Source organism: Rhizobium redzepovicii, from assembly GCF_019793435.1.
Taxonomy (GTDB): domain Bacteria; phylum Pseudomonadota; class Alphaproteobacteria; order Rhizobiales; family Rhizobiaceae; genus Rhizobium; species Rhizobium redzepovicii.
In genome coordinates this window covers 1-23,253 of record NZ_JAILYH010000016.1, presented here as the reverse complement: position 1 = coordinate 23,253, position 23,253 = coordinate 1, and the positions used below count along the sequence as shown (strand labels likewise).

Annotated in this window: 21 protein-coding genes; 7 read left to right on the top strand and 14 right to left on the bottom strand. The window is 57.3% G+C overall.

The genetic code is table 11. The features are described from left to right. The first annotated feature begins 41 nt into the window (after positions 1 to 41). Positions 42 to 2,318: a polysaccharide biosynthesis tyrosine autokinase gene (locus K6N12_RS23895; protein ID WP_097626380.1), complete on the top strand. Its 2,277-nt coding sequence runs from the start codon at positions 42 to 44 to the stop codon at positions 2,316 to 2,318. Further along, positions 2,318 to 3,022 (top strand): hypothetical protein, encoded by a 705-nt coding sequence (locus K6N12_RS23890; RefSeq protein WP_097626382.1) that lies wholly within the window; start codon positions 2,318 to 2,320, stop codon positions 3,020 to 3,022. Before K6N12_RS23895 ends, K6N12_RS23890 begins: the two co-directional genes overlap by 1 nt. A gap of 120 nt (positions 3,023 to 3,142) precedes the next feature. Here K6N12_RS23890 and rapA2 read toward each other — a convergent pair whose 3' ends face one another. Next, positions 3,143 to 3,853, bottom strand: a complete 711-nt coding sequence (gene rapA2 / locus K6N12_RS23885; protein WP_097626384.1) for a calcium-binding lectin RapA2 — start codon at positions 3,851 to 3,853, stop codon at positions 3,143 to 3,145. A gap of 686 nt (positions 3,854 to 4,539) precedes the next feature. On the opposite strand from rapA2, the gene K6N12_RS23880 reads away from it, so the two are divergent. The 4 genes from K6N12_RS23880 to K6N12_RS23865 all read left to right on the top strand — a co-directional run bounded on the left by K6N12_RS23880 (position 4,540) and on the right by K6N12_RS23865 (position 10,594). Next, positions 4,540 to 6,159 (top strand): right-handed parallel beta-helix repeat-containing protein, encoded by a 1,620-nt coding sequence (locus tag K6N12_RS23880; protein ID WP_131711328.1) that lies wholly within the window; start codon positions 4,540 to 4,542, stop codon positions 6,157 to 6,159. Positions 6,160 to 6,651: 492 nt separating this feature from the next. After that, positions 6,652 to 8,421: a type I secretion system permease/ATPase gene (locus tag K6N12_RS23875; RefSeq protein WP_097626388.1), complete on the top strand. Its 1,770-nt coding sequence runs from the start codon at positions 6,652 to 6,654 to the stop codon at positions 8,419 to 8,421. 15 nt (positions 8,422 to 8,436) lie between these two features. After that, positions 8,437 to 9,744, top strand: coding sequence for an HlyD family type I secretion periplasmic adaptor subunit (locus tag K6N12_RS23870; RefSeq protein WP_097626390.1), 1,308 nt, complete (start codon positions 8,437 to 8,439; stop codon positions 9,742 to 9,744). A 154-nt stretch (positions 9,745 to 9,898) separates the two neighbouring features. Then, positions 9,899 to 10,594, top strand: coding sequence for an SGNH/GDSL hydrolase family protein (locus tag K6N12_RS23865; protein WP_097626392.1), 696 nt, complete (start codon positions 9,899 to 9,901; stop codon positions 10,592 to 10,594). 93 nt (positions 10,595 to 10,687) lie between these two features. On the opposite strand, the gene K6N12_RS23860 is transcribed toward K6N12_RS23865, so the two are convergent. The 12 genes from K6N12_RS23860 to K6N12_RS23805 all read right to left on the bottom strand — a co-directional run bounded on the left by K6N12_RS23860 (position 10,688) and on the right by K6N12_RS23805 (position 21,957). Continuing rightward, positions 10,688 to 11,164, bottom strand: a complete 477-nt coding sequence (locus K6N12_RS23860) for a glycosyltransferase (protein WP_097626394.1) — start codon at positions 11,162 to 11,164, stop codon at positions 10,688 to 10,690. Further along, positions 11,161 to 11,619, bottom strand: a complete 459-nt coding sequence (locus K6N12_RS23855; protein ID WP_097626396.1) for a glycosyltransferase family protein — start codon at positions 11,617 to 11,619, stop codon at positions 11,161 to 11,163. The genes K6N12_RS23860 and K6N12_RS23855 overlap by 4 nt, the downstream gene beginning before the upstream one ends. A gap of 209 nt (positions 11,620 to 11,828) precedes the next feature. Next, positions 11,829 to 12,812, bottom strand: a complete 984-nt coding sequence (locus K6N12_RS23850) for a glycosyltransferase family 2 protein (RefSeq protein ID WP_097626398.1) — start codon at positions 12,810 to 12,812, stop codon at positions 11,829 to 11,831. Beyond that, positions 12,809 to 13,693, bottom strand: a complete 885-nt coding sequence (locus tag K6N12_RS23845) for a glycosyltransferase family 2 protein (protein WP_097626400.1) — start codon at positions 13,691 to 13,693, stop codon at positions 12,809 to 12,811. The genes K6N12_RS23850 and K6N12_RS23845 overlap by 4 nt, the downstream gene beginning before the upstream one ends. 24 nt (positions 13,694 to 13,717) lie before the next feature. Next, positions 13,718 to 14,662 carry a glycosyltransferase family 2 protein gene (locus tag K6N12_RS23840; protein WP_097626402.1) on the bottom strand — a complete coding sequence of 315 codons (945 nt, stop codon included), beginning with the start codon at positions 14,660 to 14,662 and terminating at the stop codon, positions 13,718 to 13,720. An 83-nt stretch (positions 14,663 to 14,745) separates the two neighbouring features. Further along, positions 14,746 to 15,567 (bottom strand): galactosyl transferase, encoded by an 822-nt coding sequence (locus tag K6N12_RS23835; RefSeq protein ID WP_097626404.1) that lies wholly within the window; start codon positions 15,565 to 15,567, stop codon positions 14,746 to 14,748. A gap of 12 nt (positions 15,568 to 15,579) precedes the next feature. Beyond that, positions 15,580 to 16,611 carry a polysaccharide pyruvyl transferase family protein gene (locus tag K6N12_RS23830; protein ID WP_097626406.1) on the bottom strand — a complete coding sequence of 344 codons (1,032 nt, stop codon included), beginning with the start codon at positions 16,609 to 16,611 and terminating at the stop codon, positions 15,580 to 15,582. A gap of 31 nt (positions 16,612 to 16,642) precedes the next feature. Beyond that, positions 16,643 to 18,145 (bottom strand): lipopolysaccharide biosynthesis protein, encoded by a 1,503-nt coding sequence (locus K6N12_RS23825; RefSeq protein ID WP_003590726.1) that lies wholly within the window; start codon positions 18,143 to 18,145, stop codon positions 16,643 to 16,645. 150 nt (positions 18,146 to 18,295) lie between these two features. Continuing rightward, positions 18,296 to 19,198 (bottom strand): exopolysaccharide glucosyl ketal-pyruvate-transferase, encoded by a 903-nt coding sequence (gene pssM / locus K6N12_RS23820; RefSeq protein ID WP_097626408.1) that lies wholly within the window; start codon positions 19,196 to 19,198, stop codon positions 18,296 to 18,298. Further along, entirely contained in the window at positions 19,195 to 19,701 is a 507-nt protein-coding gene (locus K6N12_RS23815; RefSeq protein WP_003590730.1) for an acyltransferase, read from the bottom strand. The genes pssM and K6N12_RS23815 overlap by 4 nt, the downstream gene beginning before the upstream one ends. Then, on the bottom strand, positions 19,701 to 20,852 hold the full coding sequence (locus K6N12_RS23810; protein WP_003590733.1) for a glycosyltransferase: 1,152 nt from the start codon (positions 20,850 to 20,852) through the stop codon (positions 19,701 to 19,703). The genes K6N12_RS23815 and K6N12_RS23810 overlap by 1 nt, the downstream gene beginning before the upstream one ends. Before the next feature lie 31 nt (positions 20,853 to 20,883). Next, positions 20,884 to 21,957 (bottom strand): endo-1,4-beta-xylanase, encoded by a 1,074-nt coding sequence (locus K6N12_RS23805; RefSeq protein ID WP_097626410.1) that lies wholly within the window; start codon positions 21,955 to 21,957, stop codon positions 20,884 to 20,886. A 270-nt stretch (positions 21,958 to 22,227) separates the two neighbouring features. Here K6N12_RS23805 and K6N12_RS23800 point away from each other — a divergent pair, with 270 nt between their 5' ends. Further along, positions 22,228 to 22,536, top strand: coding sequence for a hypothetical protein (locus K6N12_RS23800; protein ID WP_239620119.1), 309 nt, complete (start codon positions 22,228 to 22,230; stop codon positions 22,534 to 22,536). A 27-nt stretch (positions 22,537 to 22,563) separates the two neighbouring features. Here the strand turns inward: K6N12_RS23800 and K6N12_RS23795 are convergent. Beyond that, positions 22,564 to 23,253 (bottom strand): DUF6030 family protein (locus tag K6N12_RS23795; RefSeq protein WP_222148983.1); only part of this gene is annotated, 690 nt, incomplete at its 5' end.

Sequence of the window (23,253 nt, the reverse complement as noted above, 5' to 3'; positions counted from 1 at the left end):
TTGCCCTTAGATCTTAGCGCTTGATTTGTTGGAGATCGAAATTGCTATCGCCAGATAAACTTACCCCGCGTATCGACCCCTCCCGCGATGCAGGAAACGACGCTGATTTCATCGATTTCGACAAGCTCATCGCGATTGCCCGCCGACAGTGGCGGATGGTTGCGGCTTGCGCGTTCGCCTTCGCCATTCTCGGCGTTGTGTATGTGCTGACGTCGGTGCCGGTCTACACCGCCGATACAAGCGTGCTGATCGACCGCAGCGATAACCAGGTGATCAACCAACTGGCGGCTTTCGGCCAGATGGACGATGACGAAGGGACCGTACTCAGCCAGGTCGAGCTGTTGAAGTCGGACACGATCGCCTATGCCGTGGTCGATAAGTTGAAACTGGTCGACGATCCGGTGTTCAACGCCCAGCGGAATTCGCTGTTTTCAGTCGCGACGCTGAAGTCGATGGTGAATTTCAAATCATGGTTTGCCGACGCCGCAGCAGTCGCGCCCGATCGGGAAATGCTGCGGCGGTACGCTGCGGAAACTGTAGCCGGTAATATCGATGTCGAACGTGTCGGCAAATCCTACGTTCTCGATGTCAGTTATACCTCGCAGTCGCCCGATATGGCGCGTCAGATCGCCGCGGCCATTGCCGACGTCTACCTAGTCGACAAACTCAATTCGAAATACGAGGCGACACGCCGGGCCGGCGAATGGCTTCAGGAGCGTATCGAAGAGCTGCGGCAGCAGGCGCTTGATGCCGACCTTGCGGTTCAGAAATTCCGCAGCGAGCATGGGCTTGTCGAGGCCGGATCCGGTACCCTGATCAGCGAGCAGCAGCTTTCCGAGATCAACACGCAGTTGATCAATGCCCAGGCCGAGACGGCGAAGGCCGAGGCAAAGTATGCGCGCGTCAAATCGATCATCGACGCCAAGCAAACCGACGCGATCGTCACCGACGTGCTCGACAGCTCCATTTCCAACGACCTGCGCAAGAAATATCTCGAGGCGTCCAAGCTCGAGACCGAAATCGAGGCGCGACTTGGTCCCGATCACGTCCAGGCCGTTCGGCTTCGTGCGGAGATGGAAGAATATAAGAGACTCATGTTCGATGAGTTGAACCGCATCGCCGAGAGCTATCAAAGCGAGCTGCAGGTCGCGCAGTCACGGGAAAACTCTTTGCGTGACAGTGTCACGAAGGCGACTGGCGTTGCCGCGACGGCCGGTGAAACGCAGGTGCAGGTTCGCGAACTCGAGCGCACGCGCGACACCTACAAGAATCTTTATCAGAGTTTCCTGACGCGCTACCAGGAAGCCATTCAGCAGCAGAGCTTCCCGATTACCGCTGCGCGCATCATCACCATGGCAGAGACTCCGACGAAGCCGAGTGCTCCGAAGAGAGCCCTTGTCGTCGCTTTTGCGATGTTCCTCGGATGTGCGGTCGGAAGCGGCATAGGCGCTTTCCGAGAGTTCCGCGATCGGTTCTTCCGCACCGGTGATGACGTCAAGGAAGTGCTCGATGTTGAATCGCTTGGCGTCATGCCGCTGGTTGACGATAACATCGATGATCCTACGCTCGTCGATCCGAGCAACCCGCGAAGCATCGCCAGGGGTAGCAAGACCACGACCTACGTCGAGGAGCACCCGCTCTCGGCGTTTGCCGAGACGCTTCGAAGCGCCAAGATTGCGATCGACCTCAGTGCGGCCGATCAGCGCTGCAAGGTCATCGGTGTGGTGTCGAGCTTGCCCGGCGAGGGGAAGTCGACGACATCAATCAATTTTGCCAAGCTTCTGGCAATGCAAGGTGCCCGCTGCCTGCTGATCGACGGCGATATGCGCAATCCCGGTGCGACCCGAGCAATTGGTCGTCATGCCGAGGCCGGCTTGCTCGAGGCGATCGTCGATGGCCGTCCGCTCAAGGATCTGATCCTTCTTGATCCCAAGACAAAGCTTGCATTTCTTCCAACGGTTGCAAGGTATCGTGTCCCGCATTCGTCGGAGCTGCTCGCGTCACGCGGCATGGACCAGCTTCTTGAAATTGCGCGTCAAAGCTTCGATTACATTATCGTCGACCTGCCGCCTTTGGCGCCCGTCGTCGATGCGCGCGCTATCAACTCGAAGCTCGATGCAGTGGTTTTCGTTATCGAGTGGGGAAAGACATCGCGCAAGGTCGTGCAGTCGACGCTGCTGTCGGAGCCGGAGCTCTATGCGAAATGCGTCGGCGCTATATTGACCAAGGTCGATCCGTCGCAGATGAAGCTTTACAGGACATTCGGCTCCAGTGAGTATTATTATAAGCGTTACTCGCGATACTACACTGAAAGCTGATGCCTCGCGGCCCGTTCGTTTCGGTCACACGGATTGTTTTCCTTGTCGTCACCGCAGTCTTTGCGGTGCTGGCCGGTAGAGAGCTGTACGCTTCGATAAAAACCGCCAGTATCTCTATCGTCGCTGAAAGGCTCGAGCACGGCGAGACTGTCACCGATGATGTTGAAGCCAAATATGCGGCGCGGACCATCGATATTGTCGATGGACATTATTGTCGGTCCGACATTGTCGCCGCCGGTGTAACACTTGTCCTGGCGCAACTCGATCGGCAGAACGTCAACGTCAATTACGACGCTTGGGCTGCCGCGGCATCGAGCGCCCGACACTACCTGCAACATTCGCTCTCGTGCATGCCGACGAACAGCAATTTTTGGCTTCGTCTCGCCGCCGTCCAATCCGTGATTGCTGAAGATCCGCTTTCGGTTGCGGAAATGATGAAGCGGTCCGTCGCTCTGGCGCCCCACGACGAGTCGATGATTCTGACGCGGTTTTACTTCTGGAACGATTTTACGAATGCAACGCTATCAACGGCAAAGGCTGCGCTTAATAGCGATCTCGTGACGATGCTGAAACTTGGCGATCGTTGCAGGGTCAACGCCGCTATTAGAGAGATCAGCCCACAACTCCGCCCTATCTTCGATCGAACCTGGGCAGGGCTTGGGGATGGAGCGACAGCCCGATTCCGGCAGCGCTGCAGCAAGTAATCGTCGGCCATTCTAAGGAGAACAGCTGCAGAGTCAGAACCGCCGTCAACCAGGGCTTTAAGGGCAATAGCGCCCGCCGCTTGCGCGGCGGGCGTCGTCTATTGATTATCTGGTGAACGATTAGACGCTGGCGCCCGAGACAAAGTCCGTGCCCGTGATATTGAGCGTCAGAACGCCGGCATCCGTATGACCTTCGCCGTCGGAGATCTTGTAATATTGGATGGTTTCCGTGACGTGATCGCCCGGAGCGATATCCGCTGCCAAATCGTAGGTGAATGAACCGTCCGCCTTGACATGGAACGTGCCATAGGTCCCGGCGACGTCGGTCGTTGCGCTCGGATTGCCGTTGACGTTCGTGCCGGCGAACTGACGGAGGAAGAGATGTCCATTGTCGCCGGGAATGTCGTTGTCGAGAGCATTGCCGGCGATGGGGCTGCCTTCGGTGAAGCTGTAGTGGTCGTCGACAGCGATCGGCTTGACCTGGGTTACGCCCTGAATGTTCAGGGTGAACAGGCCGACATCGGTATGACCGCTGCCGTCGGAGATCTTGTATGAGACCTTTTCCTGGAGCAATTCACCATTGGTGAAGTTGACCTTGGCAGCATCGCTCAGGACATAGGTGTAGCTGCCGTCCGGTTTGACGAAGAAGGTGCCGTAATCGCCCTGGATCTCGGTGACCTGGCTGTTGCCCTGCTTGGCGCCAACGCTCTGCTGGTCGAATGCGCGGAGGAATAGGTGACCGTTGTCGGATGAATCGTTGCTGAGCAGATTTCCAGAGATGACATCGGTTTCTAGAAATGTGGCAGTATCGTCGGTTGCGTGAATAGCCATTGTTGTCTCTCCTTGAATTGATCTTCGCTGGCCAATTTTAACCTTAGCGACGGGTGCGATTAAGGATATATTAATACAGAGAGTCAAGGCTGAGATTAACCTGAGATTAACATTGGAGTGCCCGGTGTGCAATAATGGCACACATACAATCGGAGTAATTGGGCGAAACGCCGGCTGATCGGCGCATTAATAATAAGTGAATACGCGGCATATTGGAAAATTGAACATATTTCTTCACAAGGTAAGAAGTTTTATTCGGAAGCAATCAATAGGAATACAGGACGTCACTTCCCCGCAGATGAAATTGTCAAATAATCACATCGGGCTAGCAATCTCTTTTGGTGATTTTGTCATGTTTTCTCGATAGCCTCTCTCACATCCTATTAAGGTCATCACTGTCATTCTCATAGTTGGGGTAGGCTGAGGAACAACCTGCCTGGTTGTAGCAACATGATCACGGCAATCCGTCGGTTACGGAAAATGGGCTTCCATCGAATTGCTTTCTAGTAAAAATACATTCTTGTCATGCGTTGCAACTTTAACGCCATAGAAATACATCGGCGACGAAGAAAATGCGTCTGACGATGAAGAATAACGGCAGATAGAAAGAATTTTAGTGTTTCATTTTAGCCGCCAGAGAGAGGTCCACGCTTAGAAGATTCCCATTACCTTGGGGAGATCAAAGCATGACCGTCTACTACGTGAACTCAGCGACAGGATCCGATCATAACAGCGGAACCACGGAGAACTCAGCTTTCGCGACATTGTCCGCTGTCGAATCCCTGAGGCTGAACCCCGGCGACAGTGTCCTGCTCGCTGCCGGAAGCGTGTTCAATGAGCAATTCGATTTGAAATACTCCGGCAGCGTTGCGGCTCCGATCACCATTGGCAGCTACGGTCTTGGCGACGCCCCGGTCATTCACAGCAGCAATGACGGCATCCATGGTTCCAAGGCCTCGAATATCGTTATCGAGAATATCAAGATCGCCGACACTGGAGCGAACGCGATATATGCAGGAAACGTGTCGAACTGGGTCGTACGGAATGTCGAGGTGACCAATACCGGCCTTGCCGGAAAGCCCGGATCCGTCAGCTTCCAAAGCAGCCAGAACATCACCATCGAAAACAGCACGCTGACCGGTGTCCATTCCGACGGGATCTGGATGGAAAAGGTCAAGGGCGTCACCCTGATCAACAACACCGTCACCAACAGCCAGGGAAGTGCCGCAGACGCCATTCAGCTCAACGACAGCAGCAATATTCTCGTCAAGGACAATCATCTGGAGCAAACGCAAACCAACAGCGCCAAAGGTGTTTTGGTACTGGTCCGAGCTCAAGATGCTTTGGTCGAGGGCAATACGCTCGTTGGCGGCGGCTTCGGATTGAGCGCACAGGCTGGCACCAACATCGCCATCCACGACAACGACATCTCGGGATATGGCGGCTACAGCTGGTCCTACGGCATCGGCCTTGGCGATCAGGGCGATGCGAAGAACTACGATATTAGCGGGAATTATGTCCATGACGGGGTGTATGGGGTTCTGGTCAGCGCCGCCGGCAATCCCGTCTATATTCGCGAGAATATCGATGTTCATGACAATGTCTTTGACGATCTGTCCTCCTCGGCGCTTAAGGTCGACCGGCCAGCATCGGGCTCCTTCTATGACAATATCATCGACAGCGATGTATCGACGCTGACGATGCCCGCCACAATCGCTGCGCAAAACACGTTCTTTGTCGGCGACAACAAAACATTCGAGCAAGCGCAGGCCGAACTCGACAGCGCCGGCGGCACGAATAGCGATACGTCAACGAGCCATGAGCAGCCGCCTGTTGCACCGGTCGTCGAACACCCTGCGGAAATGCCGGCGCCGCAGACTACCACTCCAGTGCCTGCGACCGAAACGCCGGTCGCGACCACGCCGTCGGTCGCCGCCCCAAAAATTGTCGCTGTCCACGACAACTTGAAGATTTCGGCCGACACCGGCAGCGCATATCATGGAAACCTTCTTGAAAACGACAGTGCTGCCAATGGCAGTGTGCTGTTGCGTCGCTTTGGCGACAATGCCGTGGATAAACATGGGCTGACGGTTACGGGGAAATACGGTGTCATCCATATTGAGAGTGATGGCGATTACACCTACACCGTGGACGCGGCAAAACTCGTCGGCCTTCACGGGAACGTCAGCGAATCCTTCCAGTACAAAATTTCCGACGGTGCTTCGCACATCGACACGGACGCGCTGGGTATCTACATCAATGTCGATGCGTTTCATTCCAGCCAAGCATCGCACTTGTTGGTCTGAAGCCCGCCAACGCTGAGACAGCGTCAATCGATCGTGTTCGCCCGGTTGACGTTTCCCGGCTTCAATGCCGATGCTTGCTGCCAGGCTGTCGAAAGCGCGAGATGGCAGATGGCAAAATATGTCTGCGGGTCATAATCAGAACAAACTATAGACTGAATTTATAGTTAATCACCCAGTAAATCTCGCGTCTATGGGCGCGTCATGTTCATCTCTTTGAACCGTTATTGGGCGATTTGCGGTTTTCCCTTGCTTAGGCCGATATATTTAGCGTAGCGTTAAGCTAGGGCCTCTGAAATCATTCGCTATAAATGGGGATTTTCGGTAATTTTTCAGTGGGGTTCATGTAATAAGCTTTGGACTTGTCAGCGGGTTTCGGCACCAGTGTCGAACGTTCGAAGTAGCTATGTCATTGTCTGGCCTTGATAGGCCTGTAGCTGCGATATACGCAGGCTTATTTGTCTGTATGCGATGCGGTAGAGAGGGATTTAATTCGTGTTTCAGAGTTCAGCGACCGATGCCAGTGAGCCGTCCAAAGCCTTGCGGAAGTGCAAGGGGGGACTTGTCTTCATCGGCATAGCAAGCGCGCTTATCAATATTCTCTATCTTACCAGCTCGTTTTTCATGCTTGAGGTGTATGACCGCGTCATTCCGAGCAAAAGCATACCGACGCTGGCTGCCCTCGCGATACTTGCATTGGCTCTTTATGCGTTCCAGGGCGCGTTCGAGGTTCTCCGGAGCAGGATGCTCGTGCGCGTTGCCGGTGCGCTCGACGAGATGGTGAACGGACGGGTGTTCCGGGCGCTCATCAAGGCGCCGCTGAAGGTCAAAATCGGCGGGGACGGGCTTCAGCCGTTGCGCGACTTCGACCAGATAAGAACCTTCCTGTCCGGCATGGGCCCGACGGCGATGTTCGATCTGCCGTGGCTTCCCTTCTACCTCGTGATCTGCTTTCTGTTTCATCCGGCGATCGGATATATTGCGATCGGTGGATCGCTGGTTCTCGCCATCCTGACGTTCTTGACCAACCAGGGAACGCGGACGCTGTCAAAACAGCAGTCCGACGCCGCCAATATGCGCAATGCCTTCGCGCAGACCTCGATCCGCAACTCCGAGGTCATTCACGCCATGGGCATGGCGGGCACCATGGCTGAAATCTGGGACCGCAAGAACGAAGAATATCGGCTCATCACCCGGCAGGCGTCGGATGTCGGCAACGGATATGCGACCCTGTCGAAGATTTTCCGGATTGCTCTGCAATCGGGAACACTTGCGACCGGCGCGATCCTGGTCATTCAAGGGCAGGCCTCTTCAGGCATTATCATCGCGGGCTCTATTCTGACATCGCGCGCTCTGGCGCCTGTGGAGGCGGCGATCGGGAATTGGCGCGGTTTCGTTTCCGCCCAGCAAAGCTGGGCGCGGCTTGCGAACCTGCTGAAAACCATTCCGGAAATCCCGGCACCGCTGGCGCTCGCAGCGCCTTCCAAGCAGGTCACAGTCGAGGGGCTGGCAAGCGGGCCGCCGGCAGGCCAGCGCCTGGTTATTTCCGATGTCAGCTTCGGGCTGAGAGCAGGAAGCGCCCTCGGGGTTATCGGCTACAGCGCCTCCGGCAAGTCGTCGCTGGCGCGGGCGATGATGGGCATCTGGCCGACCGTCAGGGGATCCATTCGCCTCGATGGCGCAGCACTCGACCAGTGGGATGGCGACGCACTTGGCCGGCATATCGGTTATCTCCCGCAGGACGTGGAACTGTTCTCAGGAACCGTCGCACAGAATATCTGCCGTTTCGCCAAGGAGATGTCGCCGGAGGCAGTGGTCGCCGCGGCGCGGGCGGCGCGTGTTCACGATCTCATCCTTCGTCTGCCGAACGGTTACGAAACCGAAATCGGTGAAGGGGGTGCGGCACTTTCGGCCGGCCAGAGACAGCGTATCGCGCTTGCAAGAGCGCTTTACGGCGAGCCCTTCCTCGTCGTGCTCGATGAACCGAACTCCAACCTCGATGAGGAAGGCGAGCGGGCGCTGAGCGCCGCGATCATGAGCGTGCGCGCACGCGGCGGCATCGTCGTCGTTATCGCGCATCGGTCCGGGGTTCTGGCGGTCTGCGATTTCGTGCTGATGATGCAGGACGGCCGAATGATCGCATTCGGTCCGAAGGAGGAAGTTCTGGCACGGGTCAGCCGGCCGGAACCGGCGGCGCGTACGCCGATTGCCGATCGCGTGGCTCAGCTCAAGGTCGTGGTCGACGGCATGAATGCGGCTGAATAGGCCGGAAGGAAGATTGTGAGAAAAGTCATCAGTGAATCCAAGCGCTCCCTCAATCGCCATGTCGCCCTTGTCGGCGTGTTGTCGATAGCTCTCGTTTGCGGCATCGGTGGTTGGGCGGCGACGACGGAGCTGTCGAGCGCCGTCATCGGCGAAGGCGTGGTCGTCGTCAACGGCGACGTCAAGAAGATCCAGCACCTGACCGGCGGTATCGTGTCGAAACTGCTGGTCTCCGAAAATGACCATGTGACGGCTGGACAGATCCTGATACAGCTCGATGGCACGACGACAAAAGCACAGCTTTCGATCGTCGAAAGCACACTCGCTCAGCTTTATGCGCGCCGTGCCCGTCTGAAGGCCGAACGGATCGACGCCGAGTCATTCGATGTCGAGGAAAACATCAGCGATCTGACATCCAGCACCGCGGCGCGGGATCTGCTCGACGGCGAGACGAAATTGTTCGACAGCCGCAGGTCGGCGCTTGTGGGAATGAAGAGCCAGTTGGCGTCGCGCAAAGACCAGCTGGCCGAGCAGATCAAGGGGTTGGTCGTTCAGATCAACGCCACCAATGATTCCCTCAGCCTGATCGAACAAGAGCTCGAAGGCGTCGATACGCTCTACAAGAAGGGGCTGGTCACGCTGCAGCGTTTGAATGCACTCAAGCGCGCCCGCGCCGACCTTCAGGGCAATAGCGGCCAGGAAATCGCTGCAAAGGCCGAGGCCGAAGGCAAGGCAATCGAGATCGATCGCCAGTCGCTCCAGCTGGACGAGGATCGCCGTTCGGAGATCGCCAAGGAACTGACCGACGTCGAGGCGAAGATCGCCGAAAATGAAGAGCGCCGCGGAACCGCGCTCGATCAACTCCGCCGTCTCGACATTGTCGCGCCGCTCAGCGGGCGTGTCCACGAGCTTTCCATTCACACGGTCAACGGCGTCGTCAATCCGGGTGAGACCCTGATGCTCGTCGTTCCCGAAAATGAAGATCTTACCGTTGAGGCGAGAGTCGCTACGCGCGATATCGACCAGCTTCACGTCGGCCAGCCCGTCGACGTGCGGTTCAGCGCCTTTGATCAGCGCACGACGCCTGATGTACGCGGCGAGATCACGTCGATTGCGCCCGATGTCGTCAAGGATGAGCGGACGGGCATCAGCTATTATCCCCTTCGCGTCAAGCCGGAGGCTGCAAGCATCGCCAAGCTGAAGTCGATAAAGCTCTATCCTGGCATGCCGGCCGAAGTCTTCATCAAGATCGCCGACAGAACAGTTATTTCCTATCTGACGAAGCCGCTGACCGATCAGATGCAGCATGTATTTCGTGAGGAGTGATGGCGCGGCCGTGCCGCGTCACAAGCGGCGTGAGCGGTCATCGTCATGACATTGTCTCAAGGCGGCTGCAGCTTGGTTGAAGAAGGGCATGGCTGCCCGTCCAGCCGGAGTTCTGACGCGTGACCTACCGGTCCCGCTGAGATATGATTCCTCCATGACAAGTTTGCGGCTTTGGCGAATGCTGCCAATCGAGAGACGACCGACCTATGGATGGCTTCTGCTTTTGGCGTGTCTGGTGATGCTCTCGGCCCCGAAAAGCGGTTATGCCGAAAATTCCTCGCCGTTGAAAATAGTAGCTTTCGGAACATCGTTGACGGCCCGAGGAGGGTGGCAGCCCGCTCTCAAGACAAGGCTTGCAGCCTGCTTGCAGAGGCCGGTGAAAATCGAGAGCGTTGCAAAGAGTGGGGAGACGTCGCTCTGGGCTCTGACCCAGATTGATCGCGTCGTTGCCGAACAGCCGGATGTCGTTCTGATCGAGCTTTACGCTAACGACGCAGCATTGCAGCGGTTCGTGTCGCTTGCGCAAAGCCGACAGGATATCGGCGACATCCTCGACCAGCTTCGGCAGCGCCTGCCGCAAGCGCGGATCATCGTCATGGCGATGAATCCATTTTCGGGACTGCGTGGACTGATCCGTCCGTTTGTTGGCAGCTACATCTCGGCCCATCGGGCGGAAGCAGAAAAACGCGGTCTCGAGTTTGTCGACCACCGGCCGAACTGGCAGCGTCTGACGCCGGGGGATCTGGCCGCGGCAATTCCTGATGGCGCCCATCCCCTGCCTGACATTGCAGCCGAAATCATCGTGCCGGAACTTGTCAAACATATTGCCGGCGGCAATTGCAACGAATGAAAGCTCCCTGCTTGCCGATAGCGCCGTCCGCAAGGCGGCGAAGCTCGTTGCATGAATCAAATTTGATGCGACGCTCTTTAGCGCGTTGCCGGTTCAGACTGTCGCGAGATAGCCTTTAAGGTAGTTGACCAGCGAAGCCCGTCCAAGCTCGGACGGATCCTCGTGAGAGGGGCTGTCCAGATCGTCGAGAAGATAGTTCCTGAGATCATCGTCGCTATGCGCGACATAGATGCCTGGCCGGCCCGCGAGCTGGCCTACCGTGGCAAGCTGGTGATCGTTGCGATGCTCGCCGAGGGATGCCTGCCGGGGCACGAGAATGATCGGTTTTCCAAAACGTTTCGCGGTCAGCACAGTGCCGATTCCCGCATGAGAGACGATGACGCTTGCATCGAAAAAGACCCGGTCGAAGTCCGCCGGCTCGATATTCTTGATCCATTTCATATTCTGTGGCGTGTAGGTGCCCTTGCCGATCTGCGCCAGAACCGGTCTGGACAGTTCCTTTGCGAAAGTGTCGACAGCCTTGACGAGGCGATCGAACGGCAGCTGCGTTCCGACGGTGACAAGGATCAAAGCACAGCTCCTGCGTAGTGGGGGCCATCAGGCCGCGACAAATGTTGCCATTGCGTCAGCCACAGCGTCGCGATACGGCCAGCCAATTTCCCCGACAACGACAGCTTCTCGACATTGGCGACGCTGTCGATCCAGATCGTTCGCTTGCCCGTCAATTTGCCGGCAAGCAGGCAAAAAAGCCCGGGCGCGGCACCTGTGGAAATGACGACATCGGGCCTCTGCTTGATAACGATGGCGAAGGCGCTGAAAAAGCACCGGATCGACATGGTAATCGAGTCGCGGTTGCAATCGGGAAGGACCAGCCCGTCGCGAATATCATATTTGGCAAGCAATCCGGGAATGGTCGTTGCAAAGACGATATCGCAGCCCTCGAACGCGCCGCGCATGGCCATCAGCTGCTCCCAATGGCCGCCGCCTGACGAGGCAGCGAGAACCTTTAATCTTTTCTCAGTCATAGACAGGCATCTCCTATGATTGACCGGCGGTAAGAGAGAAAAACCGTTCTGTCCGAACAGCGGTTGTGTCACGATGGTTCAGCAGGAGTGTACCATTCTTCGCCCGGCTGGTTGAAGCCATCAAGTTCATCGATGTTATTAGGCATGATGCTTTTGGCTGAAACATAGTAACAGCCAGGACGTCTCCAAGAGCGCTTCCGCAAATAATATCAGTGGGCGGCATTGGGCTTGTATTCCTGATAGGCATGTCCGAGGATCCCATTAACCATGCCGGCGCCGCGCAGAACATGGGTGAGGGCGCGCATGCCCCAGTAAGGTGAAATCAAGATCGCCGGCAGCATGACCAGTCCGAGCACGACCCTCGTGGCGCCATAGGCGGCGCGATAGATCCGGCGCTTGAGGTTGCCATGCAGAACTTCGCTGACGGCGAAGGTGTTGCCTAGTCGGTACTGTCTTTGCAAGACCCATTTCCAGGTCATCCGGTTCGCGGGAACGATGTCATAGACAAGGGCCTTGTCAGCCCAGAAAATCTGCATGCCGCGGCGGATGGCCTGATTGAAGAACAGATAATCCGTGCCGCCGGTGAAGCGCATCTTTTCCTCAAAACGAAGATTCCATGAGCGGATCAGCGGATAGTCGAACATGACGTTGTTCGAGGCCGCATAACCGATGCGCTGGCCGTCGGTGTTCTTCCTGCGTTCGAATACCCTGGCCTTGATGAAATATTCCGGCGGGTTTTCGGGATAGACCGGCTGGACGGGGCCGTAGACGCAATCGGCGCGGTTTTTCTCGCGGGTCTCCAGCATGGCGTCCAGCCAGCCGTCGTCCGGCCATTCGTCATCGTCGAGAAAGCAGAAGAGGTCGGTGCCGGGCGGTGCCGAATCCAGCGCGCGGTTGCGCGCAAAAGGGATGCCCTGGTTTTGCTCGACGACGTAGATCAGGTCGTAGGCGCCTGTCTGTCCAAAGCCTTCCACCGTTGCCTTGGCGCTGCCGGCCGCATCATTGTCGACGATCACCATGGTGAGATGATAGGGGCGGGCCGGGTGCCTGATCTGGCGCGTCATGACGTCAAGCAGCTTGGCAATTCCGTCCAGACGCCGATAGGTCAGCACCCCGACGGCGATCTTTAACGGCGCAGCACCTGCCTGATCGGTGCCGACGGACGAGTGCGGGAAGGTTTCCTGCTGGTTCATGCCTGTCCTTTCCGCAGCATATTTGCCAAACGCTTGCGCGCCGCCATCAGGGCCACCTCGGTTGCGGCAGCATCGCCGAACGGACCGCCGGTCACCGTGTTGCGCGCTTCGCTCCTGAGCTTCAGCAGCGATGTCGTCTCGGCAATGCCGCCAGCCACCAGGCTCTTGCCGAGTGCCTGCAGCCCATCATATCGGCGCGCCAGTTCCAGGCCTGTCGCGATCATGATCCGCGGGCGCAGCGTTTTTGCCCGGCTTGTGCCCGTATAGCGGTTCGACGCATGAATGCGCTGGAAGGTCAGCGGTGTTTCGACGATGGCGCCGCGGCCGAGATAGGCTGCGGCAAACTTGATATAATTGTCGCTGAGGACGACGTCTGCCGCGACGGTCATTGGCAATATCTGGGCGAGCAGGCTGCGGCGGAAGCTCAGGCCCGATGTCGGCACCGGAAGCGAGGGAAAGCCGCCCTTGCGAAGCGTGTCCCGCTTGTCGAAGAGCGTCACTTGCAGTTCTGCAGAAGGCTGGTCGCCTTCCTCGGTCGTCACCCGGTCGAAACACCAGTCGATCTCGTTGCGATCGTAGATCTCGGCGGTCCGCGCAAGTTTCCCGGGCAAAAACGTATCGTCGGCGTCGAGGAGAAAAAGGATATCGCCGCTTGCGGCAGCAAAACCTGCATTGAAGCTCGAGGCCTGACCGCCGTTCTCCTTTAATACAGCCAGAATCCGATCCCCGTAGGAGGCAAGAATCTCGCGGGAATCATCCGTCGATCCGTCGTCGACCACCACCACTTCGAAGTCAGGGTAGGTCTGCGACAGCACGCTATCGATGCATGGGCCGAGAAAGCGACCATAATTGTAATTATTGATGAGCACCGAGAGCTTCAAATTACCGCCTCCTGGATCAATCGATCACCGCGCCAGCGTCTGAGGCGCATATCGGCGAATTCCCGCACGATACCCCCGCATGTAGTAATACTTCCAGATAGCCCAGAAACGCTTCTTGGATTGCGGCAAGAGATAAAGCGTGCCTGCCCGGAATGCCCATTGCGCGCTTTCGATCCAGGTCGGAAGCGGAACGCCGCTTAACCTCACTCCTCCAGGCACCTCGTCGGGAAACAGCGCCGGCATGCCATAGCCAAGACGCTCGCCGCGTTTCTGCACCCAATCTTCGGTGACGCTCGATGCAGGAATCCAGTGATGAACCACGGCTTCGGCGCATCGGTAGGATTTGGCGCCATTTGCCGCCAGGCGAATGATGATTTCCGCATCTTCACCCATGGCAAATAACTTTCCGGGAAGAGGACCGATATCTTCGCGGTAGCGCACGCTGGATCCCAGCAGTTCCCGCCGAATGATCGTATTCGGACCCCAGACTTTTGTCGGGTCACACGGCCCGCTCTGCGTTTCATCGACGATCGCAAAGGTGGAGCCCATAGGGATCCACTCGATGAAAGGGTCTTTTGGTTCTCTTTCCCAATCGGGGACGATTCTGCCGCCGAAGACGCCATAACCCGGGTGGGCGGCAGCGCAGTCGACGATGGCTTTCAGCCAGTTGGGTTCGGCGCGAACATCGTCATCGGTAAAGACGACGAGATCGCCCTTCACCCGATCCAGAGCGAAATTCAGCGCCCCGGACTTTCCCGGCTTGCGCTGCTGCAGGATCGTGATGGGGAGCTTGTCGCTATACGAGGTCAAAAGATCAAACGTGTCGTCATTGCTGTTGTTGTCGACAGCAATCAGTTCCCATCGATCATGCGGAAGCTCCTGGCGCACCAAGGAATCCAAAGTATGGCGCAGCCGGCGGCTGGCGCCATTGTAGGAGGAAAAGATTACGCTGACGAATAGATCCGACATCAGTGACCAACCCTCTTGGTGAAGTCGAAAGCGAAAAGTCTCATATTTTGACTGCCTGTGCGATGTTTGAACGGGATCGGCGCCTAAGCGGGGTTCGACCGTATTTTGCCGAAAAACTCGCGCCTGTGACTTTCACCGAGTACCCTCAGCTTGCGAAGATTGCGCAACCAGCGCCGCGGCTTGGTGAGCACGCCGCGGTTCAGGAAATACTGCCGCAGCAGGCTCGGTGCCTGGCTATGCGATCCGCCATGGGCAACCCGATAGACCGCCCCGCGAAAGGGAAGTTTCGTCAGCGGCGCTCCACGCTGGGACAGTATATTCGCAATGCGGACATGGCTGCCCAGCATCGATTTGATCCAGTCGAGCGAAGCATCCTCGAAGCGGCTGGGGAGTTCGTAAAGATCGGCCCGAATGATCAGTGATGTGCCGCAGAGATGGCTGAAATCATCATGGCCGAACAGGAAGTTGCCGCCATCGTCCCAGATATAACCATGGTCGATCGTCCACCCATTGGCGTCCCGATTTTCGGATGCGTGCTGCACGATCCGGGAGCTGACGAAATCATCATCGTCGACGATCATGAAAAAACGACTATCGGCGGCGGTCAACATGCCGCTCAGGACGCGCCGGCCCTTGTCTGCCCGGAAGGCGTCAAGGAAGTCCTCCTTGCTGCCCTTTCCGAGTTCATGCAGGTCGTTCGGCGGAAAAGTCACGCGCACGGCGGAAAATTTCTCCGGCAGATCAGGCAGATCGGCGCCTTCGTTGGCCACGATGATTCCGCGCCAATCTCCATTGGTCTGGTTGGAAATGGAGGCCACGGTCTGGCTGAGATTCGCCTTCAGCTTGCTCCAGTCGCGGGCATTGTCCTGATGTCGGACCGGGATAATGAAGGTGACAAGTGGCATCGAATAACCCCCTTAAGCCCGCAAGCTCACAGCTTCTCTGTTATCGATACGCCGATTGGCTGCCTGGTGACGCGCCCACTCGATCCCGTCTTCGAGCGAAGTTGCCTTGTAGGAAAGATCCGTTCCGCCGGAGAACGCGTTCATGAAACGGCGGATCTTTCCGTAGCTGTTGTCGAGTACGGCATGCGGACGGCCGAGCAGCACCGAGCAGATATGGACGTGCAGGCGGTCGGTGATGATTGCGCGGGCACGCGAGATCTGGCTGATGCCGCGTTCGAAGCGGTTGTGCGCGGCCGCGTCCAGCCTGCGCAAGGCAACTTCGCTTGGCTTCAATGCGAGATAGGCCGAAGCTACTCCAAGCTTCTTGGCGATATTCACCTTCCGTTTTGATTCCGTGATCCAGTCTTCCACAGGAATGTCGGAAGGGATATTGCGATCGGTGCCGCCAACCCGTTCCGCATCCTCCCGCAGCATGGCGAGCACGGGAATTTGCGTCGCCCGTTCCGGAAGCGCGCCGATGGCGAAAGCCATATCGGGGCATAGGCGCACCGTGCAGTCGAAATGTTTCTCGGAAAATTCCTTCGATTCTTCGTCGCGCACGAGCAGCACGAAATTCTTGTGGCGCCCGATTGCGCGTTTGGACTGCTCGATGCGCTCAGCCGAACTGTAGTGGATCGACTGCGGGAACTGGATGATCTGCCGATCGGGGAAACGTTCCATGATCGCTTCACGGAAATCCTGATGGGCAACCCAGATGTCGCCGAAGTTGCCGCCACCGTGAATGAAGATCGGGCCTGTGGGAACGCGGCGTTTCAGCTCTTCCGCTGAGAAGTCGTATAGTCTGGAAACATAGTCCGGGCGCTTGCCGAAACGATCGTTGAGATAGGCCATCTCACCCAGCCAGATCGCCGAGTCGCCGCAATTGCGGATGTCGGGGAAGTCTAGGATCGCGAGCGGCTCGTCGCGCGAGACATAGTCCTTCAGGCAATCATGGATCATGCCATTGAGTTTTGCGATCAGCTCAGATCTGGATAGGCTGGTCATTCTGCCTCACTTGTTAATGTTCGTTTTAGCTTTAAGCCGACTTGGGAACGGCAATACGTTTGGCTTTTGACAGAAACTTGACGACGATACGCTGAACTTCGGTTTCCGGGCCATTTGGCTTCTTCATTGCGAGCCAAAGGACAAAGCTGGAACCGATATAGAGAATACCGCCAGTGACGACGAGGATGGCGAGGTGCAGGGCCAGCGCCGGCTTGTCGGTGGGGGTGTTCAGGATATGCGACAATCCCCAGACGCCTGCGGCCATCAGGGCGACGCTCGCAAGCGCGCGGAAATTAGCCGCCAGCTGCTGGAAGAACGGCAGATTGATCAGCCGCTTGACGAGAAGCATGTTGACCACGGTGGAAATCAGACCCGTGAACACACGCGCATACACGACGCCCGGAAGCCCGGCCATCATCAGGCCGGCGATGATGATGGGAATGCGAACCACCAGCATCTGCGTGTCGCGGATGAACAGCATCTTGGTATGGCCCTTCGCCATGCCCAGCGGCTGGACGAGCGAACCGAGCGTCTGCAGGGCGAAGACCGATGCGAGTGCCTGGACGATGAAGATGGCGGGAGCCCACTTCTCTCCCAAGGCCAACCGCATCATCGGATCAGCCACAACCGCCATGCCAATACCTGCCGGAAGCGCCACCGCAGCCAGAAGCGCCTGCGCGCGCTGATAGGCTGCGATAAGCCGGACCGGATCGTTGCGGACCTTGGAAAAGCCCGGATAAATCGTCTGGTTCAACGGCGCTGTCGCCTCGCGCGTCGGCAGCGTCGAAAGCGTGTTGCCGACGGTATAGTGACCAAGCTGCGTGGCGCCGAGCATCTTGCCGATCAGCAGATACTCGATCCGCCAGTTCAGCGTATTGACGATCTGTCCGGCCGTCAGCCACACCGAGAACGAAAACAGCTCCCGGGCATGGCGGAAGGTGATGCGCGGCCAGAACGGCAAAACGGTGTAGGAGACGATGATATTGGTCACCTGATAGGCAAGCGTGCCGATCACGAGCGCCCAATAGCTCTGGTAGATCGCAGCAATTGCCACCGTCACGATGAAGCCGACGAGCTTTTGCGAGACGTTGAGGACGAATTCCTGCCAGAAGATCAGATCGCGCTGGAGCATGACGCGGCGCGGATTGGCGAGACCGCTCAGCAGCAGGCTGAAACTCAGAGCAAGCATCACACTCGTCAAACGAGGTTCGTTGTAAAACTCGGCAATCGGATAGGACGCGGCGGCAAACAGCAGCGCCAATATGGCGCTTCTCGTCACGCTCAATGTCCAAACCGCGCTGAAGTGCGTTTCGCTCGGAGACTCGTGGCGGATGAGCGCCTGATTGAGCGAAAGCTCGGTGACCGAACTCAAGATGACCTGGATCGTCGTTGCAATGGCGACGAGACCAAAATCCGCCGGTACGAGATACCAGGCGAGGACAAAGGTGCTGAGTGCCGAAAGCCCGTTGACGATGGCGCGGGACAGGCTCAGCCACATGCTGCCTTGAATCAGTCGGTCGGTCACACTGCTCATGGGCGAACGGCTCCCGAGATCGAGGATATCGACCATTTGAGCGGACCACATGCACATTCAAGGTGCTTCTGGCCCTTGCGGGCGCAGAGGGTATTGAGGGAGTCGAAAAGCATCATGCCTTATTGCCTCGTCACGAAACCGGTTGCGATCTTAGAGGGCGCTTGCCGTTTTCTTGGAAAAATCTTGCTTCAGCCGGTTCAGTTCGACCAGCATTCTATCGTGTGCTCTTACGATCGACTCGTCTGTGCTGAGCTGGCCCGGCTTCTCCGCCACCCGCTGCAACGTCTTGACCGTCGATCCGAAGACGTAATTTCCGGTCAGTTGGCGAATGCGGCGGTGACGGAATGTAATGTTCTTCAACAGGGTGGTATTTTTCCGCACCAGCGACGCTCCGACCTCGACGAGGTTCGACGGGCCGATCGGGTCGAAATCGATCTCCAGATCGAGCGCACTCGCCCAGTCATACCACTTGGCTCTGTTCCCCGGCGCGATCGGGCGGATCGCCCGCCACGGAACGCGCAGCGCATCCGAAATAATGCAGCCATGCATCGCTTCCGACACAACCTTATGTGATGCGCTGATTTCGGTCAGAACCTTTTCCACCGACCAGCGCGGATCGATATAGTGAATACCGGCGAGATCGCAGACCTTGTCCCAGCTGCCGTACATGGCGCTTTCGTAGTGCGGCATGAAGGAGACCGGGTAGCGCTTCTCGATGCTTTTTGCATCCCAGCAACTGCGGGTCAGGATGCCCGAATCGCCGATGGCGTAGCTCGGATCGATGCCGAGGACTTCGGCGGTCTTCTTTCCACGCACGAAATAGAAGGTCCAGTTGCCGTCGACTTTCGGCGGGTTGGTGTAACCGCCATAACCTGAGCCGAAGACGATCTTCTGCATGTTCGGATCGAAATTGTCGTAGAGGATCGAACCGATGCCGAGAAAGAGCTGACCTTCGTCATCATCGAAGAAGTCGGGCAGCAGCCGCTCCCAGAGCCAATGGTTGAGCTCGTCGCCAAAATTCTCGTGTTTCCCGCGATAGGCAAACATCTTCATCGTGCTTCTCCAGTCGGCAAATGCGTGACGATCTGCGAGACCGCTTCGTCTTCGCGTGCCATGCGGCCGTAACGCGAAATGATCTTGATGTCGCTGCGGATGATCTTTGCCGGATTGCCCGCCACGAGCGAACGCGGCGGCACGCTCCTGGTCACCACCGAGCCGGAGCCGATAACGCATTCGTCGCCGATTTCAACACCGGGCAGAATGATGCTGCGGGCGCCGATGAAGCAGCGTTTGCCGATTCGCGTGTGAAGGTAGAGCCCGCGCGTGAGGTCATGCGTCAGGATCGCTGCCTCAAAGGCGACATAGGTTTCCGCGCCGATATGAAGGCCTTTCGGATTGGTCTTGTCGAACCGGACGCTTAGGGAAAAGCTCGCCGTCGGATCGATGTCCATACCCCAGAATTTCGTATAATAGAGCCACTTGGCCGTCACTATGCTGTTCCGCAGCGGACGAAATACGTTCAGTCCCCACTTCGGCTTCTTTCCTGTCTGCACCATCAAGTCCGACCCCGGCTGGAAAATTCGTCTAGCACGGAACTGTAATAGTCCTCGAGCATCCCCGTCTGACGACGTAAGTCGAAGCGCTCGGCCACCAGAAGCGGTGCCCGCGCGCTGAAGGCTGTCCACAGGGACTGGTCGTTGAGCAGCCTTCCGACGGCTTCGGCCATTCCTGCGACATCCCGCTCCTCCACGAGATAACCAGTTTTCCCCTCTTCGATCGCTTCGCCCACGCCTCCCGAGCGAAATGCGACGACCGGAGTTCCGACGGCTTCCGCCTCTAGATTGGCGAGGCCGAACGCTTCAGCGTGACCATTGTCGAGGGTCACGCTGCCATGAAGATAGAGCTCCGCACTGGCGAGCAGATCCCTTATCTCCGTCTGCGACAGATTTTCATGGATCGTGACGCTTGGCAAGGAACGACGCGCCAGCGCCTCGATTTCCTCTTTCAGCGGTCCCTGACCCACCATGACGAATTCGACCGGGGTGCCGGTCGCCGCCACGCGCGACAGCGCGTCGATCATGAAGCGGTGGCCCTTATAGTCGACGAAACGGGCAATGGAAACCACCAGTCCTTTTTTTCGGGGACGCGGTTCCATTTTGAAGAGGTCGAGATCGATGCCAATGTGGTGGCGGAAGACCCGGTCGGCGCGAAAGCCGAGCGCCAGCAGCCGGTCGCGGATGAAATCGGAGACGGCGATATTCCAGCTGTTCCAGCCGGCCATCTCCCGGCGTCCCTTGGCGAAGAAGCGCACTTGGTTGAAGCCGCCCGGCTTTTTCGGATCGCCGCCGTAGGTGGCGTCGAAGCCGTGGAATGTCGTGACCAGCGGCTTGCCGGCGGCGCGCGCCAGGGGCCCGATGACATAACCGTTCTTGCCGAAATGGGCGTGGATAACATCGGCATTGCCGATCGCGGGAAAGAGAAAGGGGAGGCCGATCTGGGGGATTTTCAGAAGCAGTTCACCAGCCCTCGCAACGGGAGACCGACGGATGTCATGAACCGGAACAGTGGATTTTTTGGTATGGGCGGAAGAAATTCGGGACCCGGCAAGAATTTCAGCTTCGAAGGAACGAAATGCCACCGCCTGATTGAGAACAAATGCCTGGCTGGCAGGCAAAAATTTTTCCACGTAAATAACGGCTTTTCTCATGAATCTGTCGATGTCTCCGTTGTCTTGCGCATCACATCGCCTCTATTGCCCGTCGGATGCCATCAACTGCACTTCTCGGCGTGTTGTTTTCGTCGTAAAGATTAACGCGCTTGGTGCAAGCCGCGTCGGGACCGGCCGCCTTCTCGTCGGGCTCGGCGTATTTTTCCGACATGCCCCATACCGTCACGCCTTTCAAGTCGCCACGCTCGGCCGCCACGGTGATCACGTCACTGAAAATACCGCCGTATGACGCCGGCGTGAAGCCTTTGTCGCGGTTGAGGAAGTGGCAGGACGCATCGAGTTCGGTGATGAAAACGCCGACCCCCATGTCCTTCAGCGCGGCGCAGAAGCGCCCCATTCCTTCCGGATCGATTCGGTCGAGGCCGGGCCGGAAATGCGCCTGCAGCCCGACCGCGCCGATCGGCGTTTTCCGGGCGACGAGGTCCTCGACGATTTTCAGGATGCGGGCGCGCTTCAGTTCGAACACGTCGGATTTTTTCTCCAGATGCGTTTCGTTGAGCACAAGCGTCGCGCCGGGATTGGCCTGATGTGCCATGTCGAAGCTCATACGGATATAGTCGTCGCCAAGAAGGCGTCGGAAAACACAATTTCGCAGATCCGGCGCATCATATTCCAACGGCTCGTTCACCACATCCCAAGCGTCGATCGAGTTCTTATAGCGAGTGACAACCTGTTTTATATGACGGTTCATCGTCGCCTGAATCGTCTTTGCGTCGGTGATCTCAGACACCCACTCCGGGACGCGATACCAGATCAACGTATGGCCATAAACCCTCATGTTATTTTTGCGTGCAAATGCAACCATAAGGTCGGCATTCTTGAAGCTGAATACACCCGGTCTCTTTTCCGTCGCATTCCATTTCAGCTCGTTTCGGGGCGTTATCGAATTGACGTTGTCGGTGTAGATCCCGGAAGCGATTGGGTCGTTTATGTCCTGCAGGTCGATTGCCGATCCGAATCGGAACGCCTTGCTGTCGGCAACGGCGCGCAACCCTTTCGCCGGAGGCACCTGTGCGAGGACGTCGCCCGCATTGGCATACAACAGAGCAAGCGGAATCGAGGCGAGGAAACGTCTTCTATTCATTCTATCTCTCACTGTTGGCTTTTTTCATGTCCGCGGCGGAATTTAACGGGCCAGGCTCGCCGGCAACGATCTATCGCGGGTCTGTGTTTCAATTCAGTAGAGTAATGCAACCTCAAATATACTGTCGAACTAGGGGATATTGTCGGCATCTGCTAGACTTTCCAGCTTGCTCCAAGATATAAACCGTTCTGGAGGGCGCCCGCGATGGAATATTGGTTTAGCTATCCGATGAGCTGTTTTCATATGGCATTTCAAAATGCCGCTTTTTTTATGGCGACCGTCCGAAACGACCTATTCCTTCTCGACGGCCGGCAGTTCACAGCCCTTGTCCTGGGTGTCGTCGGCATCATTCTCATCCTGTTTGCAGCACTGATCAGAACATCCTCGCGGTTGCGTCGATCGGCGGCAGCTATTCGCTCACTGAGCGATGAGCTTGCCCAGGTCACGCAGGACCTCAATGTCGAGCGTCTCTGGCGCCTGGCGGGCGGAGACGGCACCGAACGGCCGAGCGCGGAAAGTTTGAAAGAGCTTTACAGGAGACTGGCCACGCATCACGACGATGCAAGTTATATGGCGTGACAAACCGACGCATAATCTCCGGAGATCCTAACGCGGATGGTCCGCATTTCTTGCGGGTGCCTCGGCATCGGCAGGGGTGGATAGCTGTGCCGGTGGCACGTTGGGCTCGACCGTCGGTTCGGGCGATGGAAGCCATGTTCTGTCGGAAAAATAGCTTCTTGTTCTTTTCTGGGGCCCGGAGGTCGCATCCAGCGACAGCGTGAAATTATAGCGCCCGGGATTGAGCACCTCACGGGCGAAGTTGATGCTGGCTCCGAAACCGTCTTCCTTGATGTCTTTCAGATTCTTGATTGCGTTCAACGTCTCGTGAAAATCCAGCCATTGCGGTTGCCGCAACATGGTTTCGAAGATTCGCAGGATGGCGGGATCGAGCTGGCCGTTTTGCTCCGTCTCGGGATTGATGATTTTCACCCGCATATTGCTGATCACGCCGGCGGCGTCGCCGCGAACGATGACGAAGATGGAACTCGGAAGCTGATCCTTTTCCCGCTTGACGCCATGTTCGAAAAAGCATTCGAACGTATCGGCGTTGAAGCTCGCCGCCGCCCAATCGCTGGTTTCGATACCGGCATCGCGCAGAGCTGCACACATTGCGGGCCCGGATATTCGCCACGTGCGTAGAAAGGTCGACACGGTCTGCGCCACCGGCGGGTCGATAAGATGCAACGGAAGCGTAAAGGCGGCGGGCGGCGTCGGGCGGGGAAAGGCTTTGGGGGC

Coding starts and splice junctions, on each gene's coding strand:
- K6N12_RS23890 (WP_097626382.1), top strand. CDS start 2,318: ATGCCTCGCGGCCCGTTCGTTTCGGTCACACGGATTGTTTTCCTTGTC.
- rapA2 (WP_097626384.1), bottom strand. CDS start 3,853: ATGGCTATTCACGCAACCGACGATACTGCCACATTTCTAGAAACCGAT.
- K6N12_RS23880 (WP_131711328.1), top strand. CDS start 4,540: ATGACCGTCTACTACGTGAACTCAGCGACAGGATCCGATCATAACAGC.
- K6N12_RS23865 (WP_097626392.1), top strand. CDS start 9,899: ATGACAAGTTTGCGGCTTTGGCGAATGCTGCCAATCGAGAGACGACCG.
- K6N12_RS23855 (WP_097626396.1), bottom strand. CDS start 11,619: ATGACTGAGAAAAGATTAAAGGTTCTCGCTGCCTCGTCAGGCGGCGGC.
- K6N12_RS23850 (WP_097626398.1), bottom strand. CDS start 12,812: ATGAACCAGCAGGAAACCTTCCCGCACTCGTCCGTCGGCACCGATCAG.
- K6N12_RS23840 (WP_097626402.1), bottom strand. CDS start 14,662: ATGTCGGATCTATTCGTCAGCGTAATCTTTTCCTCCTACAATGGCGCC.
- K6N12_RS23835 (WP_097626404.1), bottom strand. CDS start 15,567: ATGCCACTTGTCACCTTCATTATCCCGGTCCGACATCAGGACAATGCC.
- K6N12_RS23830 (WP_097626406.1), bottom strand. CDS start 16,611: ATGACCAGCCTATCCAGATCTGAGCTGATCGCAAAACTCAATGGCATG.
- K6N12_RS23825 (WP_003590726.1), bottom strand. CDS start 18,145: ATGAGCAGTGTGACCGACCGACTGATTCAAGGCAGCATGTGGCTGAGC.
- pssM (WP_097626408.1), bottom strand. CDS start 19,198: ATGAAGATGTTTGCCTATCGCGGGAAACACGAGAATTTTGGCGACGAG.
- K6N12_RS23815 (WP_003590730.1), bottom strand. CDS start 19,701: ATGGTGCAGACAGGAAAGAAGCCGAAGTGGGGACTGAACGTATTTCGT.
- K6N12_RS23810 (WP_003590733.1), bottom strand. CDS start 20,852: ATGAGAAAAGCCGTTATTTACGTGGAAAAATTTTTGCCTGCCAGCCAG.
- K6N12_RS23805 (WP_097626410.1), bottom strand. CDS start 21,957: ATGAATAGAAGACGTTTCCTCGCCTCGATTCCGCTTGCTCTGTTGTAT.
- K6N12_RS23800 (WP_239620119.1), top strand. CDS start 22,228: ATGGCGACCGTCCGAAACGACCTATTCCTTCTCGACGGCCGGCAGTTC.